Raw genomic sequence first — 18,126 nt, 5'->3', positions numbered from 1 at the left:
TTCCAATTGCCCGTATAGGTTAAATAGTCTGTATAAGTTACATGAGCGCTATTAATAATTATTCTTAGAATTAATGACTTCACTCAGTTGAATTAGCAATTTTATTGGAGTCTGTGGAGAGTAGATTAAAATTACTTTGCAAATAATCATTAACTTGCTTACTTTCTATCGGTTTGGAGTATTTATAGCCTTGCACATAATGTACACCAAGTTTTAATAAAGCATCGGCTTGTGCCTCGGTTTCTACACCTTCAGCGACTACCGAGAAACCGAGTGTGGCAGCAATATGCATCACTGCAGAAATAATGGCCCCACCATGACAATCTATGTTATCCACGAATGATTTGTCTATTTTAACCATATTAACGGCTAAGTTTTGCATAACGGAAAGTGAAGAATAGCCAGTGCCAAAATCATCAATCGAGACTTTAATTCCCATTGTTTGAAGCTGCTTAATCTGTTCCTCTATAAACACAATATCAGACGCAAAAACAGACTCAGTAATTTCTATATACAACCGCTCAGGTACTAATTTGCTGTTATTTAATGCATCCTTAACGATGTTTATAAACCCAGCATCTTGGAGTTGGATCACCGAGACATTTACACAAATAGCAAGTGATTGTTCGGACTGCCATTGTGTTGCTTGTGCACAAGCGGTTTGTAATACCCACGCCCCAACTTCATGGATCAACCCATATTGTTCAGCAATACCAATAAAATTATCTGGTGGGATATTTTCTCCATCAATTTGCCACCTTAATAACGCTTCAAAAGAAACCACATTAAGCCCTTGCGCAGATAGAATAGGTTGATAGACCAAACGAAGTTGTTGCATTTCAATTGCTTTAGACAGGCCATTTTTTAAATGTAGCTCGTAGGAATAAAGCTTTTCCATTTGCTCTGAAAAAATACCCACAGTCGATCGCATCTGTTTTTTTTGATAATACATTGCCATATCAGCAAATTGAATAAGACGTTCCTCTGTATTGGCTTGTTGTGGATAAAGCGCAACACCTATGGTCGCACCAACCGACAAAATACTATTTTCAATAGCAATAGGTTGAGATAAAACGTCTATTAATTGCTTCGCATTTTTAACGATAAGTTCGGGATCATACTCTTCAAATATAACTAAAAATTCATCCCCACCCCATCGACACAATAGCGGTGAATTAAGCATAAATACTTTTAACCGCTCAGCAGTTTTTCGTAATATTTCATCTCCAGCTTTATGGCCAATGCTATCGTTTATTTTTTTAAAACCATCTAAATCAATAAACAGTAGTGCAAAAGGAGAACTGTTGGTTGTTGTTAATTGCTTTAGCTGGTTTAGGAAGGCAGTACGATTATATAAATGAGTTAAAGGGTCAAGGTTTGATAGTTCATAAATTTTTTGAGTTCGTTGCTTCACTTTCTCTTCCATACGGAGAATTAGGTTAGCATTTTGATTTTTTAAAAAAAGTGTATGTCGCGTAAAGTCAGCAGACTTTCTAGCAATAACGATGATCACCAGAGTAAAAGAGATCCCTAATACACCGAGTAATTGAAAATTATATTTATCAGATAAAAGTAGCGAAATTGAACCCGGTAGTAACAATATCAAAGGGTAAAACATGACCGTAAATTTATGCGCAGTAAGTACAGCAACAGAGCCACCAGCCATAGAAGCAATAGCGATAATAGTGGTTGCTACTTCAATATCCTCATTCATGGTTGTACTATGTACTAAATAGATAGCCCATAAAACTGCAGTTATATTTGCCCCTGTGACAAAAAATAAAACAGATCTTTTACCATCAAATTCAGTATTTTGTAACTTTATTTTCCACCATGCTACATCGACAAGCCTGACTAAAAGAACAAAAGTCATCACGAACCACCAATCTAACGTGAAATGCTCAACGGAAGGATAAGTAAAAGCAAATACTAAAAAGGTAGACGTAATAAAGGTAATAAAAAGGCCAGCGAATGCATTGCCATATAATAATATAGCTGCATCACGGTCCATGTCTTTATCAAATTTTGTAGTAGTGTTGGTCACAAAGAATGCTCGATATTATCTAAAGTATTAATTCTTGAATTCAGCAAGAATGTATCAATATACACCATTATTGGTATTTTTGTATTTCAAGGAATTTTCAAATAAGTAACTGAGAGTAATTGATCGTTAATATTTCCTAGACTCGCATCATAAATGAATACGTATTTAAACAATAATTGCTTGGCTATTACAGTAGGTTATAACAACTTGGCTATTACAAACAGATAGACTAGGCATGGTATGAACTTTAGGAGAATAGGAATGATGTGAATCTTAGGAGAATAAGAATGCATGCTTATTATGCATGCACTCAATTATTTTTCTTTTGTAGGTGAGATTATTTACACTCGCTAGCATTCAAAATTACTGTACCACTACAAACTAGCAAGCAGCGAGAAAATAGCATCCTGCCAGGTAAAACCTATTAGGCATAAAGATTAAGATCTAACTTAGAATGATATAGTTGATTTATACATTTAATACAAAATCATTGATTACTTTAGCAACACCATGCTGATCATTTGTCACGGTAATATGGTCTGCCACTGCTTTAATGTCATCGGTCGCATTACCCATTGCCACACCTAACCCTGCATATTGGAGCATATGAAAATCATTACCAGCATCACCCATACAAATAACCTGTTCAGCGGGAATTGATAAATGATCAGCTAAAGCTTTAACACCAATACCTTTATTACTGTCTTTATTTAAGAACTCTAAGAAAAAAGGAGCACTTTGCACAATAGTAAACTGCTCATATAAAGCGGCAGGTAATTGCGCAATAGCTGCAGATAATTTGTCAGCATGATCCACTAACATTACTTTTAAAATGGCTTCATCATCAGTTAACTCTTCAAAATCAATGAGTGTAATTGTATCGCCATTTATTACCGATTCATGAGTCGTGTAATCATTATGAGCGGGTGTAATTAGCCCTTTTTGAGGTGAAAAAGCATGAATATTTATATCCAATTGTTTAGCAAGATTAGCCAGTTGTTTCGCATCATGCCCTGTCAATATCTGGCTACGAATAATGGTCTCACTTTTTACTTTTTGCACTACAGAAGCGTTATAACTTAATACATAGTCATCATCTGACAACATATTTAACGCTTCCAAAGACTCTCTCATGCCACTCGTTGGACGACCTGATACTAGGACGACTCGTACTCCTTCTGCTCGTGCAGCGTCAATCGCAGCTTTATTTTCACTAGAGATTTGTTTATCGCTATTGAGTAAGGTGCCATCAAGATCTAAGGCAATTAATTTGTACATATTCACTCCGCTATATTCATACATCTTTATTTGAATAGTTTATTTAAAAGTATTGTTGTTAAAATGCTGTTCTTTAAAGTCGTATTGCTAAAATTTTTGCCACTAAAAAATCAATTATTGATTCTGTATCCAAGCTAAAACATCGGCAAAACGATAACGCTCTAAGGCTGCAAACCCAGAGAGTTGACGTGCTTTAATACGTGTAAAAAGCGGTGTTGTCAGACCACAAAAAAAGCGAGCCTGTAATACCTCGCTATTATGCTCACCCAATTTACTTGTAATTTCAGCACTCAATTGAGCAGCATTGTATTGTTGTAGAGGCGTTAAAGCCTCAACCACAGGCATGATTGCGGGGTGTCCAGCACACACGGAACAATGTCCACAGGGCCCCGTTAAATTATTATCAGCAAAATAGTTTGCAAGTTGTAAGTTTAAACACTGGTCACTGGCAAAGAAGTCCAACAAATGATGGATACGCTGAATTTCGCTACTTTCCTTTTGTAAAAATCGCTGCGTTAATTCACCGCGTAATTGCGCACTGATTTGTATTTTATTAACTTTATACACCTGCGTCATTTGCTTTGTTTGTAACTCGATCAAACCTTGTTGATCTAAATAGTCGATGGCGGTTAACACTCGGCTTCTTTCACTTTGATAAGTTTGCTGCATTTTTTCGAAGTTTAAAGTAAACCACGTACGCGCTCTATCCGACGTCGCTAAAATGGTTTGCACAAATTGTGCGCGTTCTCCATTAAAGCGATTAACTAACTCTTGTTCTGGCACTAAGAGTTTGTATTTATATTCAGCATAATAGCTATAGGCAGGTTCTATCACATGCTCTAATTCTAAGTACACCAATAAAGTTTTGAGTGCTAACAAACGGATATTAGACTGTGTTGAGAGGCTATTCATAACCACCTCCCAGTTACCTTCAGTTCGATCTATTTCATTAATAATAAAATCGATCGCCGTCCCTTCTGGTGTATCTGCATAAACAAAGTTTTCTAATACGTTCAGGTTATTTTTGTTGGCTAATACTAAACATTCAGAGCTGTTACCGTCTCTGCCTGCTCGTCCAATCTCCTGTGCGTAATTTTCAATTGATTTAGGCAAGTCATAATGCACTACAAAACGGATATCACTTTTATCAATACCCATACCAAATGCAATGGTGGCGACGATTAAAGATATCTGCCCCGCCATGAATTGCTGTTGAATCTGTTGTCTTTGTTCATTACCTAATCCCGCATGATAAGCAGTGGCTTGTATCCCTTGTCGTAATAAAGATTCAGCCACCTGTTGCGCGGTTTTTTGTAAAGTCACATACACAATACCTGCAGACTGTTGACGAGTCGTTAACCAAGGCACCAAGGTTGCTAATTTCTGCTCTTCACTTACCCCAGTAACGGCTAGGTTGAGATTGGCGCGATAAGAGCCCGTTAAGGTAATATGATTGAGTGCAATGTTAAACTTAGCGGCCATATCCTCAATTACTTGTTTTGTCGCCGTAGCAGTTAATAACAGCACTTGCGGGATAGCAAATTCTTCACGATAACGCGCTAACTTTAAGTAATCAGGTCTAAAGTTATGGCCCCACTCACTAATACAATGTGCTTCATCAACCACTAATAATGAAATAGGTACTTTCTTTAAAAATGCCCTAAAACGTTCACTATTAAGGCGCTCAACAGAAATAAACAAGATATCAATCTCTCCGTTTGCAACATTTTTATAAACCTGTGATGATTCTGCGGGACTCTGCATCGATTGAATACTTGCAGCAGCAATGCCTTTACTATGCAAAAAGTCTAATTGATCTTGAATCAAAGCTAATAAAGGAGACACTACCAAGGTAAGATGTGGCAGATGCAATGCAGGTAATTGATAGCATAATGATTTACCTGAACCGGTAGGAAATATTGCCGCTGCACTGTGGCCATTTAATAGCGCTTGTATGACGGGTTCTTGCCCGGGTCTAAATTGCTCAAATCCAAAATATTGCTTTAATGAAGCATGCATAATATAAAACCTAAATAGTATGTTAACGGTTATGACGCACTGATTGGTGAAAAACACGACTCATTATAGCGTTTATGATTTCCAAATTTATGATGTTCGACTCTCATTATGATCTAATACTTTTTGTAACAAACTTTCTAACTGTAAACTTTCATTCTCAGATAAGCCTGCGAGTAACTGCCGCCCTTGCTGCTGTATCGTCGGCATGATCGTTTCAACAAGTTGCTTACCTTTTTGATTAAGCTGTACCAGTTTACTGCGTTTATCATGCGGATTTTCTAATCGCTCAATTAACCCCGCCTCAGCTAATCGTACTAACACTTTTGTTAACCCTCCCGAACTAAAGAACATGCTTTGATATAATTCAGTTGGCGATAAACAATAGGGTAAAGGACTTCGTCTTAATGCTGTTAATACAATAAAATCTGCATGTTGTAACTGAAATTGTTCAATACATTGGTCGATGCCATTGTTAAAAAGGTTATGCAATCGTGACACTTTTAATAAAGAAAATGACATCGTCTTAGCACATTCGGGCCAATTCTGTTGCATCCCTAACTCAATTTCTCGCACACTATTTTTCACCGGACTTCCTTTAAACAGAGGTTTTAATAATCTAACACCAATATATCTTGCGAGAAAGATATGATCCACTTATTATCTTACTAGCAAGATAAAATAGAGGTCAAAAATGATTCAAACCCAACCAAAAACAGTCAGTATGGCATTAGTGATAACACTGTCATCTATTTATGCAGTTTCGCCCTTTGCTATTGATAGTTACCTACCAGCGATACCGATTATTGCAGAGGAAATGCAAGTCGATATTTCGATGCTGTCTGTTACCGTGAGTTTATACATTTTTGGCCTGGCAATTGGTCAGTTAATTGGTGGCCCGTTATCAGATAGACATGGTCGATTACCGATCATGATTCTAGGTTTAGGTATTTTCGCTTTTGCCAGCATGTTGCTCACTACTAGCTCCCATATTAGTATGTTATGGATATGGCGAATTTTGCAATCAATCGGTGGTGGCATTGCTATTGTCGGGGTACCAGCCACGATTCGAGATAATGCAGAAGGCAAAGAAGCCGCGAAATTGTTTGCCTTAGTTTCATTAATAATGATGATAGCGCCCTCTATCGCACCTACTATCGGTAATTTCATTTTATCTTTACATAATTGGCACGGGGTTTTCTACTTTATGACCGCCTCCTCTTGCTTCGCTATTTTGATGGCCATTAAGTTCGTCCCCCATCAATCATCGAAACGAAAAAAAGAGTTAGCCATCACCATCGAACGTAGAAAAGGGATTCGATTCATTGATGTGTTTAAGCACAAACATGGCATTGGTTACATGATTGCTCAGGGCTTTGCGTTTGCAGTGATGATGACGTTTGTGACCAATTCAGCAATGATTTATATGGGTGTTTTTGAAGTAAGCAGTGATGTTTTTTCAATGTTATTTGCGGCTAACATCGCAGGATTAATTGTTATCAATCGCTTGAATACGTTTTTATTAAACCGTTTTGAACCCGCTACTTTATTACGTTGCTTCCTGACTATGCAAGTGTTTGGCGCTCTATTGTTAGTGATATCCAGCCTGTTAGAGACTAAAATTCTAGCCTTTACTGTGGTCGCGTTTGTCATTACGATCAGTGCAAATGGTGGCATCATGGCCAACTCCAATGCCTGCTTTTTGAAACACTTTGGTAAAGATGCCGGAACAGCTTCCGCCGTATTAGGCGCTTTTCAATGTACCATGGGTGCAGCCATTAGTGCCTTTGCCGCTTTTATTAGCATGGGTTATCTACAACCGGTGGTTATCATTATGCTGATATCTTCTGCGACAGCACTGACAGCTGCAATTCACAGTAACAAACAAGCACAGATTGCGGAGGTAACGGACGAAGTTAATTGATGGGCAAAGCCAATTGATGCAAAAAATTAATCTAACTTTGCTTGATGGAGATATCAAGATGAGGAGCAGCTTAAACGAGCGTACTTTTTCTTCAAATCACCTTGTTTTTCAAGTAATTCTGCTTTTTCAAATTTATATTTATAAAAAATTACTGCTAAATGAAGCATACGTTTTATAGTGAATTTTAAAGCTATAGCAAACTTAAAAAATGACCATAGTAGATTTTTTCGCCCACCAAGGATTCAATTTCCAGACTGCTCGGAAAAGAGGCCCATTTTTTAGCCGTTGCTTTCACTGCGTCTTGGTTAACCCAAGTTAATTGCCAACAAAGCTGGTCATCTGACTCTGTATTTTGAATAATATCGTAAGAGCTAATCACAATACCCGCTTGGTTTATTTCATCAAACAGTAATAAACTCAATGCCATAACTCTTGGAATATGTTTTTTTTCAACTTTGAAAATAGCCACTTCATAACAAAGGCTCATACACTTCCTTTCTGGTTTAAATACAAGGTTATCAATACTTTTTTAAAGCTATGTGAAGGTATGTAATGTTAAGTAAAGTTATCACATAAGGAAATAAATACTTTCTTTCCTCTATTGTTACTCTCTTTCAACATATTAATTGGCGAAAGTGTTTTATCCAATCCTTCATACCCATTGGTAATTTTATTAATTGCAGCTTGGTCTAGTGATTTAAAAGCCATAGACCAATCTTTAAATGCTCTTTCATGAATTGCACCCTCATAAAAAACACTCACGCGAGTATGTCGAGGATCTTCAACAATAGTATCAAACAAGGCTTGAACAGCACTTTTCTCACCTTCTAAAATTTGCATGACCTCGCGTTGGTGATAAATCATCATACCCGAGATCCCAAGTTGTTTATTTTTGATGCGAGCTTTAGTCAATAACTCTAGCAATTCCTGTTCCGATAAACCTTGCGGGGCAATACTGGTATAAAGTAATTCAAACATATTGGCTTAACCTATTTTCCACCTAATTTATTGATTAATATGGGGTAGTGACTTCGATAAATTGCTCACTCCTTAAAAAAGGATACGAAATTATAAGAAATCATCAGCCATAAATAATACTTTATTCATAAATTTCTAACGGTAACCCATCGGGATCACTGAAAAAAGTATATTTTCTATTGGTATATTCATCAACCCTAACCGGCTCGACCTCAATACCAGCAGCAATTAAATAAGCTTTAACAGACTCTACTGAATCGACACTAAAGGCTAAATGTCTGAGCCCTAATGCTTCAGGATAACTTAGACGTTGTGGCGCATTATTAAAAGAAAACAATTCTATTTGCCCACCATCGGGTAATTGCAAATCAAGTTTATAGGAGTCACGTTGTTCTCGATAATTTTCAGCTACTATTTGTAATTTTAGAATCTCAGTATAGAAACGTTTTGAAACGGCATAATCCGAACAAATAATAGCGGCATGATGAATTGATTTGAGCATTTTAAATCCTATTTTAATATCGTCTAAATGTATAAGCATTGTTGAGGAAGCCAAACGAACGACACAGCTTAATATGAAAAAGATTAACATATTGATAGTTAATAGCATTAGGTTTTCATTTTCTGCAGATGAGATCATATTCTTGAATTCAAGTAATAAAAGATAAGTAGCCCGTGAAAAACTCTCATTTATGATCGAACAACTGAATAAACATAATAATGTAGAACAATGTAAAAATATTGTTTATATCATTAGCCAAGTCACACCAATAACCTCTTTGTCACACCAACCTCTTTTTTTGAGATAAGCATTACTTAATACCCCTCTCACTCATGGCATTCAGTGATACCTAAATAGGTAGCAAAGATAATCACTTAATCAACTTTCAAGACTTACTTAAAGCAGTGCTTACCGCAACCATTGAACGTTAAGAAAAATAAGAGTGCAGCAATGAAACTAACTGATAATGAGTGATAAAATTATCACCAGTTAAAGACACTAATAGATTGATAAAACATATAAAGTAGAACAAAAAACTAAAATAACGTGGCGTTTTTGTTGCAATGTTTTTAAGGTAAAAAAAAGACTGAATTTTCATTAAAATACTCACATAATTAAATTGTGTAAATATTTTATTGCCTGAAACTTAAGATTTGCTTTAGATAAACTGAAGGTTCACTGATTACCTATTTAAATAACTAGATTTTACAAATAAATATAAACTTTAAAGCACCGGAAAAACTGCTACTTAGGCCTTAAGGTATACAGATTCTCCGGGTAATAGTAATGAATATACTTACCACCACTTTACTATGGTAATCCTTGATAGGAATTCACTCATTTTTGTAATGGTAACTGCTCGCTTTGCGTACGCTTCATTCTTATTAGGGCTAATGTAATGACAGCTACAATAAGCGGTATAAAAGAAACCCAAAGTACAATTTTCCAACCATTTTACAACGAATTACTGGCTATTTGTAAAACTTGCGAACAGCTAGATCGATACTGCACTTTATTGTATTACTCGAAAATTACACTACACCAAATAGTCAGTACCCCAAAATAGTGAGTAACCATTGTCTCTTGTCTTTATTATTTCCCATAAAATGCATATTATTGGAGACACAAAACTTCTTAGAGTAAATAGACCATTTTATGGCCAACAAACTTTAAACTACAAACAGCCTCGCAGCTTTCATTACTAGCTAAGCTATTTTGAGGTGCTTTACTGATCACTAATAAGGTAACTTTTTTGTGCCGTATAATAGTCATTTTTAAAGGCTAAACTTCCCCACATCGCATTAGCATGGGCACGCCTAATGATGGATTGCTGTATCGGCTTTTCACTCAACAAATCTAACTGAGGATCATATAAGTAAGAACTTGCTGCTTTGCCAGGACTAAAAACAACTACCTGATTATCTTCTGTCATCCAAGCAAAATCTTGACCGCGTTGCATCATTGCTCGTTGTTTTTCAATAGGCACTTGTTGTGTTAAGTCATGTCCAATGATCGGATTCTGACTATCAATACCCGCTAATGATAATAAAGTAGGCAGCAAATCTAACTGACTTACTAAACGGTTATCAGCACGATGCTCGATACCACCTCCAAAAATAACAGCAGGAATTTTAAAGTGTCCAATGGGCACATTCAACGCTCCACCCGCTCTATTATCGTGGTCGGCAACCACCACAAATACTGTATTGTTCCAATAGGTTGAATTTTTTGCTTTTTCAACAAATTTACCTAACGCATAATCTGCATATTTAACCGCGTTTTCAACAGTTTGTTTAGGCTCATTAAACAACGTAATTTTATCATCAGGGAAATCATAAGGACTATGGTTTGAAGAAGAAAATACCAAACTGAAAAATGGCTTATGTTGCGCAGATAATGCAGTAAACTGCTGGTCGGCTTTATCATATAAATCCTCATCGCAAGCACCCCAAGAACCAATAAACGCCGGTGATTTAAAAGTCGCAAGATCTTGCATATCAGCAAAACCATTGCCTAGAAAAAAGCTTTTCATATTATCAAAATGACTTTCTCCGCCGTAAATAAATTGAGTGTGGTATTGCTTCTCTTTTAATAAGTCAGCAATACTAAAAAAGTTAGTTTGGCTTTTACCTAGCTTAACCACAGAGCGAGCAGGCGTTGGAGAAAAACCTGTAGTTACCGCTTCAATACCGCGCACTGAACGAGTACCACTGGCATAAATACGCTCAAACCCCCACCCTTGTTGATAAAGCTTATCTAAATTAGGTGATAAATCCTGACCCCCAAGACTTTTAACATATCGTGCACCGTGGCTTTCTAACAATAATATGACAATATTTTTGGGTTTACCCTGGTACGTTGCCCTATGATTTGCCAACGTCGGCTTAGCATCTGTTACTTTCCCCTCCGTAACAAAAGCAGATTGTTCTATATTCATTGAATCTCGTACTTCTGAAATAATAGTGTCAGGCCCAATACGAGGATAAAAATCTTCAGCGCTTTGTTCACTGGCCATCTGTTTAATAGCAAACATTAAAGAATAAGAAGAGTTTAAAGTTAAATCATTAATCAGAGGATCACTTGAGAATGCTACCATCGCCGGATTTAATGGACGGTGCCCTAAGGTTGAACGGGCTCCCATCACTCCTATTGCAACCACAACAAGCGCAACGAGTGGACGCCATTTCCATTGCGTAACCGTAAGCCCCTGAGTCACCCGACAACTTAACTTCCAACCTAAGGTTAGCGCTGTAATGGAGGCTAGTAATCCGATCAATAGTTCAATTTTATATCCGCCCCAAAGCATTGCTAAGACTTCTTTTGGGTAAATCAAATACTCTATAAATAAACGATTAGGGCGAAGATCATATTCAATGATAAAAGCAGGCGTGACCACTTCCATATAAACAATCAACCAAAGTCCAAAAGTGATCCAACCTCTCAGCCCCCAAATACAGATCCTCCCCATTAAATGTTTACCTGATAGTAAGCTCATCAATAATGCAGGTAATACAAATAGATAACTAATTGAGGCAATATCTATTCTAAGACCACTACTAAGAACACGTAACCATCCGTCGGCTTCACTCACTCTATCGAACTGCCAAATAGACAAACCTAAACGTGACACAGTAAAGATCAGCAATATAATTAAGCTGGTGATCAAAATAGGATAAATTGGGCCTAATTTTGCTTTTAAACGTTGCATTTATTTCTCTTAATTATATTGAGTCGAATTGAAACATCATTTTTTCAAAACAGTAGTTAACCTTAATGAACTGATTTCAAGGATTTAAATCAGTTCAGTTAAAGCGATTTATTTCTTTTTAAAACAACATATTGGAAAGGTAATAGAAGGAAACTCAGATCTAAAAAAAGAGCTTAAACAATGTGATAAAGATACAATAAATGGTTTTAACGACAAATGTATGGAAGCACAAAGCCAAGCAATAGCGGCCAACAACAGCGCGACCATAAACAAAACTAAAACATTGATATAAATGATAAAATAGGTAAGAGATGAGGCAGCTTGAAGTACTTTTATTGACACAAGCTGGAGAGTCATAGGATTCATTGTTTTCATTAAAATATCTGCTCAATTAAATAATGCAGATATCGTATCCCTTGAAACTTAAGGTTTACTTTAGAAAAACTGAAAGTTCACTGAATGTAATTTGAAAGCGCATTGCTCTGGCAAGGAACAACTGCGTTTAACAGAGTTAAAACGCAATAAGCAAAAGGATTAGTAATCAGAGTCGGTGATAAATTGACTGTTCGGTAGATGTTCAAACAGTAGATGCTCAATAAAATATTAGGATTTTTAACTTAAGGTTTTTTAGCTTAGGCTTTTTTAGGTAAGTTAAGTTGATGATAATACTGCCAAAGGAAAAGAGCCCCCGCACTTTGCCAAGGTGACCAATGCTTTACAATTTCACGTGCTTGTTTTGCCGTTGGTTTTTCAGGTACCCCTTTGAGATGTTTCAAGGCCACTAATAAACCTAAATCGTCAGCCGGAAACACATCTTTTCTATCTAAAGAAAACATGAGATATATTTCCGCACTCCAGCGGCCAAACCCCTTAATTTCGGTGATTGCTTTAATCGCATCATCATCGCTCAGCTTACCCAAATTATCTATATCAAACCGATTCGTTGCGATCGCTTCAGCTAGGCCTTTGGCATATTCAACCTTACGCCAAGATAACCCCGCATCTCGAAGGCTCTGATCCGGAATATTAAGAAGGCTTTCAGGAGTGAGATCCTCCATCAAAGCAACAACGCGATCTTTAATGACCATAGCCACCTTCGTCGATAATTGTTGGCTAATGATGGTAGAAAGGAAAGTTTCAAAACCCTCTGGGCTGCTTCTCTCAGCAGGTAACCCAATCTCTGTATACGCCTGTTTAATATCTTCATCAATAAGGCTAAGCGCTTCCATTCCAAGCATCATATTTTCTTTGTTCATCATTACCTCATATAAAACGTGTCGGCTACAAGGAGCTTTAGCGGTGCAAGATGCAGCGGTCTAGGCTAATAAACTAAGTAGCATGCTCAACAAATGAATGCATTTAGCACACATAGCTATTTATTAAATAGTGCAAGGTTAAAAGTACATGCTTAAAAGTAATTGAGTAAAGGAGCTTGAGTATGGCAGTTAGGTTTTAGAAGTGATTTCCAGAGTCAATCGATTAACTATCTGAAAAAACTTTATTTGAAAATACAACTGTTCTATTTCTCCCATTTTCTTTGGCTTCATAAAGCGCCTTATCCGCTCTATTTAATGCTTCACTTATATGATTATCATCGCGATAGTTAGTGCTCGATATGCCTATACTGATAGTAAATTTTATATTATATCGTTCAATACTTATCGTGTTATTTTCAACTACACGCCTTAACTTCTCAGCTATTGCCAATGCGCCGGTGCTATCAGTGGAGGGTAATAATATTGCAAACTCCTCACCACCGAACCTTGAAACAATATCAGCAGCTCGCGTGTTGTCTATTAATATTGCGGATAATACTTTAATGACTTCATCACCGATGAGGTGCCCGTAGCTATCATTAATACCTTTAAATTTATCGATATCTAGCATAAGGACACTAAAATTATTACTCTCTCTTTTAGCAACTTGTAAAAAGCCCTGTGCAACTTCATTAAAATACCTTCTATTATACAAATTAGTAAGGTAATCATGATTAGCCTGTTCTGTGAGTTTATTTTGTGCTTCTTCAAGTTTTTTATTGGCATTATTTAATTCGTCAATCACAGTATTCGATAAATTAGTGAGCGCATCCAACACGATAAAGTGTTTGTTTTTAAAAACATTCTTCTCTTCATTTTTAACTGTATTTTTTTGCACTGTATGTATGATCTGTTGATTAGTATTTTCAGACAGCCCGAGTATTGTCAGGCTAATATTAAGAAAATTGTTTTTACCGTGCTTATGAAAAATTTCACCGAAAGTAAAAAAACCAGCAATAGGTGCAACACAATTCAGAGGCTCTAACTCCTGCACAATATCAGATTGTAAAAAAGCAATTCTTGACGCACAGCTATAGGTGAAAATAGCTTCAAATTGTAAAAGAGAATATTCTTGAATATTTTTTCTTGCTCTTTGAAGAATTAAATTAACATTCCCAAACGCCAGCCTGACTTTGTCGCCGACCTGTAAGTTTCCAATTGATAGAAGCGATCCATCTTCTTCAAATTTATGGGTAAAGACTCTACATACTTCCATACCATCATCTTCAATTTTTAATAAAGGAAACTCGGTTGCAGAATGCGGTAATCCATCGCCAACTGCATCACCTAAATATTTTTTGTAAATATCACTCACTGAAATATTGTCTATTTCGTAAAGATGATTCTTATCAGCCTTGGTCACCGTCATAAACTTACCAATAGGTTGCCAATTTAATTGGTAATCAGTAAATACTTTTAAAACGTCGCTATTAAGGGAAACGACAACAGCGCCTTTGCGGTATACACCTTCATTATTAAATAAAAACGTGTTTTTTAACGCCCCATTTTCTGCCGCCATACCACCAGCGATAGGAATGTTAGAATTGATTGAGGAGATGCCATCAACAACTTCACTTCCATTGGTTAGCAGCCCATCAATAAAGATGATGGCAACTTTTGTATCATTCTTAAAACTTGTCTTTGCGATATTTCTACCAAGCTCATAATCATCATCATGGTGAAAATAATAAGAATTAAAGCCTGTGAATTCAAACTCCATAATAGAAATCGAGATGGTATTTTTAAAAACTTGTCCGTTATGGATCTCTCCTGCCGTCGTTGTACCAATAAATGTAATACCACTGCATTTTTCATTAATAATGGATTGAATTTGTCTCACTTCACTTTCTGTCACCAAGCCACTGAAAACTTGCATTAATGTATTTTTAGAATCGACATGGGATAAATCTAAATTTTGTTTTAAATCAGCTAAGTTTTTATAATTATGGTTAGTGACTCTCATAGATTCCTCTTCAGTACAGTACTTTAAATTACAATTTATGCGAAACGTTCATGCTGTTACGACTATTTACAGGAGAAAATAAATACTTTCTTTGATAAACGTTAATATTAGGCTAACTCGACTCACCTTGCCCCAATGTTATTCAAGTAACTTAACTAGCTATCGTGATTGTTATCCCTACTTTCACCAACAAAATAAACTAAGGATTAGAGTAAAAATGGTTTATGTAGTGAGTCTACAGATAAGCCCATTGCGATTGCAATCAACAATTCATCCAAATAATTTCACCAAACAATTTAATTAAGCGGCCATAAATAATGATAAAATTATGGTAAAAAATATAATGGCATTACTTACCCAAATGAGAGTATGAACGGTTAGCTATATTTTCAACCTAAGCGACTAATTTATTTGCAGGTAAAATAAGAAGTGGAGAAAAAGAGTACAGGTGAAAAGAGTATAAAAAATTGTTAGCCAAAATGAACAAAAGCAACTCGCAAGTCCCTGCTTGCAAAATATAAAGGGTAACCAGTACATAATCAGTCCTAAGCTTTTGAGCATAGTGTCTGTTTGTATTAATATAGCTTTTATTGTGTACTCTTCGAAAAGATGATTGTTCATGAAAAAACGTCTAGATATACCCTCACATTCTTACACTGAAGCGTTTGATAAAGTTCAACGTGCTCTCGAACAATCACACCCATTACTGGACCCACAATTACCTTTCTTAGTAACAAGATTTGAGTTAATGAGTGGCGTTGGCGTGGTTAATTATCCTCACCGTCATGATTGTTATGAGGTGTTATATATCAGCGAAGGTGAAGGGATTCATATTATTGATTTTGTGCCATACCAAATTAAACCACCGATGTTTTTTTTCCTATCAAAAGATCAAGTTCATTTTTGGCAACTGATAAAACCATTAAAAGGCTATGCCCTTCTTTTTACTGAGGAGTTTCTAGGTTTTTCATCTTCTAATATTATCCGATCTCAGGACTTTTGCATTTTTAATGATACAACTGATAGTCCTTGGCTTTCTGTTGCAGATGAAAACTTGAGTGTGTTTAATGGATTATTTGCCGACATTGAGCAGGAATTTCATCACGAAAATGCCAGAAGTATTTCTGTGTTACGTGCTTATCTACATATCTTGCTTACTAAAATCCATCGATTATATCTCATTGACCATCCCGAAATGGGCTCTGTAACCTCATCATCTTTGGTTCGCCAATTTAAGCAATTAGTATCTGAATATTTTATTACAGAACATGGGGTTCATGATTATGCAAAAAAAATGGGGATTACTACCAGCCATCTTAAAGACACGGTAAAAGCTATTACGGGATCTGCGCCGGGCAGTATTATCCGTCAACAACTTATTGTTGAAGCGAAACGACTACTTGCTCATAGTAATGTCACTGTTGCTGAAATTGGTTATTGTTTGAACTTCGAAGATGCTTCCTACTTTGGTCGTTTTTTTAAACGCGAAACAGGTATGAGCCCTCTTGCTTTTAGACAGCAAGTTAGGAATAAATATCAAATCTCACCAGAATAGATCCCAAGCAAAAACTTAATTTTTTCTCACATCGATAAACTATATTATTGAACCGCGGAAAGTGCCAGAAAATATGCGTTCAGTCTCTTTATAGAACCAGTGCTAAGGCAGAAAATATACTCCTGAATGAAACATACCTGTTGAGAGGCTTTTACTTTTTAGTGATGCCAATCATCGAGTAATACAAAGGAGTATGAACAATGACATTATCAAAAAAAATAGCAAAAAAATTGCCAAAAAGGTTGTTAAAAATATTGTTACCGAGACGTATGCATAATGTACTAGGTGCATGCGCTATTGTCGCCCTCTCTTCATTATGCGGAAATGTACAAGCCTCGGATAAATTTGATATAGAAGCGGTAAAAACAAAATATAATTCAATAGATTACGTATATACGTCCATACCAGAGCGAGGATACAACTACTACAAGGTTGCTGACAATGCTTACTATATTCATAATGAGTTCGATAGCATGGTCTTTTTTATTACCGATATTGGTGTAGTCGTTTATGATGCAAGACCAGAACTAACACCAGGTGTATTAGATCTCATTCCCAAGCTAACAGATAAAAAAATCACTCATGTAATCTACTCCCATCATCATAGAGATCACGCTGAAGGTATGCACCTTTATGTTGAATCAGGCCTAATGGCAAAAGATGCCAAAATCATTGCACAACGTGAAACAGAAGAATTCTTAAAAATTGCCCATGAAGATTTACCGGCAGAAAGAGCAAATATGCGTCCAATGCCAAATCTTGTCTGGGATGATGAGTATGTACTTGAAACCGGTGGACTGCGCTTAGAATTTAAAAACTATAGCCGAAACTGGCATTCTCATGATGATGCCGTTGTTTATGCACCTAAACAAAAAATCCTATTTGCTACGGATACATTCCACGCGAAATCAGCTCCTTGGATCCATTTTGGTGAAGCAAGCGATCCTATGATGACTTGGAAAATCCCACAAATATTATTAGATGATTACCCTGATTTTGAATTTGTCATTACCGGACATGAAAAAATAGTTGCGACACACGAAGATCTAGAACAATACAGAGATTTAATCGCAGATATGCAAAAGATCATGTGGGAAGTGGTTAAATCGGATGGCTTCCATGCAACGATGAAAGAAGCTGGACTTCGCTATAAAGATGGTTCTGAGTGGTGGAACTACAGAGAAGGGATTGATCTCGCCGCTGAGTTATGTGCAGCAAAATTTGTTGAACGTTGGGCACCAAAAGTACGTAATGCGAGCTTAAATGCAAAAGAAAACTTTAGCATGATGTTTATGCAAAACATGATCCTTAACCCATAATTATGTATAGGGTCCTCGAGTAA

At 36.4% G+C, this 18,126-nt stretch carries 13 protein-coding genes; 3 read left to right on the top strand and 10 right to left on the bottom strand.

What is annotated here, in order from left to right:
* Positions 1-79: 79 nt before the first annotated feature.
* From MT390_RS05925 to MT390_RS05910, 4 genes are all read right to left on the bottom strand, one after another.
* The gene (locus tag MT390_RS05925) at positions 80-2,044 is read right to left on the bottom strand and encodes a putative bifunctional diguanylate cyclase/phosphodiesterase (RefSeq protein ID WP_499440113.1); all 1,965 of its coding nucleotides are present in this window, start codon (positions 2,042-2,044) and stop codon (positions 80-82) included.
* A 468-nt stretch (positions 2,045-2,512) separates the two neighbouring features.
* Complete coding sequence (locus MT390_RS05920; protein WP_499440111.1) at positions 2,513-3,322, bottom strand: Cof-type HAD-IIB family hydrolase; 810 nt, start codon at positions 3,320-3,322, stop codon at positions 2,513-2,515.
* A 114-nt stretch (positions 3,323-3,436) separates the two neighbouring features.
* Positions 3,437-5,341: a RecQ family ATP-dependent DNA helicase gene (locus MT390_RS05915; protein WP_499440109.1), complete on the bottom strand. Its 1,905-nt coding sequence runs from the start codon at positions 5,339-5,341 to the stop codon at positions 3,437-3,439.
* An 87-nt stretch (positions 5,342-5,428) separates the two neighbouring features.
* Entirely contained in the window at positions 5,429-5,926 is a 498-nt protein-coding gene (locus MT390_RS05910; RefSeq protein WP_299664659.1) for a MarR family winged helix-turn-helix transcriptional regulator, read from the bottom strand.
* A gap of 106 nt (positions 5,927-6,032) precedes the next feature.
* On the opposite strand from MT390_RS05910, the gene MT390_RS05905 reads away from it, so the two are divergent.
* Positions 6,033-7,262, top strand: a complete 1,230-nt coding sequence (locus MT390_RS05905) for a multidrug effflux MFS transporter (RefSeq protein ID WP_499440108.1) — start codon at positions 6,033-6,035, stop codon at positions 7,260-7,262.
* 190 nt (positions 7,263-7,452) lie between these two features.
* Here the strand turns inward: MT390_RS05905 and MT390_RS05900 are convergent, their stop codons facing one another.
* From MT390_RS05900 to MT390_RS05875, 6 genes are all read right to left on the bottom strand, one after another.
* A complete protein-coding gene (locus tag MT390_RS05900; RefSeq protein WP_166369055.1) occupies positions 7,453-7,749 on the bottom strand; it encodes a hypothetical protein in 297 nt (98 codons plus the stop codon).
* A gap of 68 nt (positions 7,750-7,817) precedes the next feature.
* The gene (locus MT390_RS05895) at positions 7,818-8,240 is read right to left on the bottom strand and encodes a BLUF domain-containing protein (RefSeq protein WP_166369053.1); all 423 of its coding nucleotides are present in this window, start codon (positions 8,238-8,240) and stop codon (positions 7,818-7,820) included.
* A 121-nt stretch (positions 8,241-8,361) separates the two neighbouring features.
* The gene (gene gloA2, locus MT390_RS05890) at positions 8,362-8,742 is read right to left on the bottom strand and encodes an SMU1112c/YaeR family gloxylase I-like metalloprotein (RefSeq protein ID WP_166369051.1); all 381 of its coding nucleotides are present in this window, start codon (positions 8,740-8,742) and stop codon (positions 8,362-8,364) included.
* A gap of 1,225 nt (positions 8,743-9,967) precedes the next feature.
* A complete protein-coding gene (locus tag MT390_RS05885; RefSeq protein ID WP_499440107.1) occupies positions 9,968-11,950 on the bottom strand; it encodes an LTA synthase family protein in 1,983 nt (660 codons plus the stop codon).
* 632 nt (positions 11,951-12,582) lie between these two features.
* Complete coding sequence (locus MT390_RS05880; protein WP_499440106.1) at positions 12,583-13,209, bottom strand: DNA-3-methyladenine glycosylase family protein; 627 nt, start codon at positions 13,207-13,209, stop codon at positions 12,583-12,585.
* A gap of 220 nt (positions 13,210-13,429) precedes the next feature.
* Positions 13,430-15,229 carry a sensor domain-containing diguanylate cyclase gene (locus tag MT390_RS05875; protein WP_166369045.1) on the bottom strand — a complete coding sequence of 600 codons (1,800 nt, stop codon included), beginning with the start codon at positions 15,227-15,229 and terminating at the stop codon, positions 13,430-13,432.
* 619 nt (positions 15,230-15,848) lie between these two features.
* Between MT390_RS05875 and MT390_RS05870 the strand changes: the two genes are divergently transcribed.
* Both MT390_RS05870 and MT390_RS05865 read left to right on the top strand, forming a co-directional pair.
* Positions 15,849-16,784: a helix-turn-helix domain-containing protein gene (locus MT390_RS05870; protein ID WP_499440104.1), complete on the top strand. Its 936-nt coding sequence runs from the start codon at positions 15,849-15,851 to the stop codon at positions 16,782-16,784.
* A gap of 200 nt (positions 16,785-16,984) precedes the next feature.
* On the top strand, positions 16,985-18,103 hold the full coding sequence (locus tag MT390_RS05865) for an MBL fold metallo-hydrolase (protein ID WP_499440102.1): 1,119 nt from the start codon (positions 16,985-16,987) through the stop codon (positions 18,101-18,103).
* Positions 18,104-18,126 lie beyond the last annotated feature (23 nt).

It is taken from the genome of Vibrio sp. 2-Bac 85 (assembly GCF_037546705.1).
Classification (GTDB): domain Bacteria; phylum Pseudomonadota; class Gammaproteobacteria; order Enterobacterales; family Psychromonadaceae; genus Psychromonas.
Note: the sequence above shows the minus strand (reverse complement) of the source record. Positions and strands in the feature narration are given on the sequence as shown.

Bases quoted from the DNA above. Each gene is read 5' to 3' on its own strand.
- MT390_RS05905 (WP_499440108.1), top strand. From the start codon at position 6,033: ATGATTCAAACCCAACCAAAAACAGTCAGTATGGCATTAGTGATAACA.
- MT390_RS05920 (WP_499440111.1), bottom strand. From the start codon at position 3,322: ATGTACAAATTAATTGCCTTAGATCTTGATGGCACCTTACTCAATAGC.
- MT390_RS05865 (WP_499440102.1), top strand. From the start codon at position 16,985: ATGACATTATCAAAAAAAATAGCAAAAAAATTGCCAAAAAGGTTGTTA.
- MT390_RS05895 (WP_166369053.1), bottom strand. From the start codon at position 8,240: ATGTTTGAATTACTTTATACCAGTATTGCCCCGCAAGGTTTATCGGAA.
- gloA2 (WP_166369051.1), bottom strand. From the start codon at position 8,742: ATGCTCAAATCAATTCATCATGCCGCTATTATTTGTTCGGATTATGCC.
- MT390_RS05870 (WP_499440104.1), top strand. From the start codon at position 15,849: ATGAAAAAACGTCTAGATATACCCTCACATTCTTACACTGAAGCGTTT.
- MT390_RS05875 (WP_166369045.1), bottom strand. From the start codon at position 15,229: ATGAGAGTCACTAACCATAATTATAAAAACTTAGCTGATTTAAAACAA.
- MT390_RS05915 (WP_499440109.1), bottom strand. From the start codon at position 5,341: ATGCATGCTTCATTAAAGCAATATTTTGGATTTGAGCAATTTAGACCC.
- MT390_RS05885 (WP_499440107.1), bottom strand. From the start codon at position 11,950: ATGCAACGTTTAAAAGCAAAATTAGGCCCAATTTATCCTATTTTGATC.
- MT390_RS05880 (WP_499440106.1), bottom strand. From the start codon at position 13,209: ATGATGAACAAAGAAAATATGATGCTTGGAATGGAAGCGCTTAGCCTT.
- MT390_RS05900 (WP_166369055.1), bottom strand. From the start codon at position 7,749: ATGAGCCTTTGTTATGAAGTGGCTATTTTCAAAGTTGAAAAAAAACAT.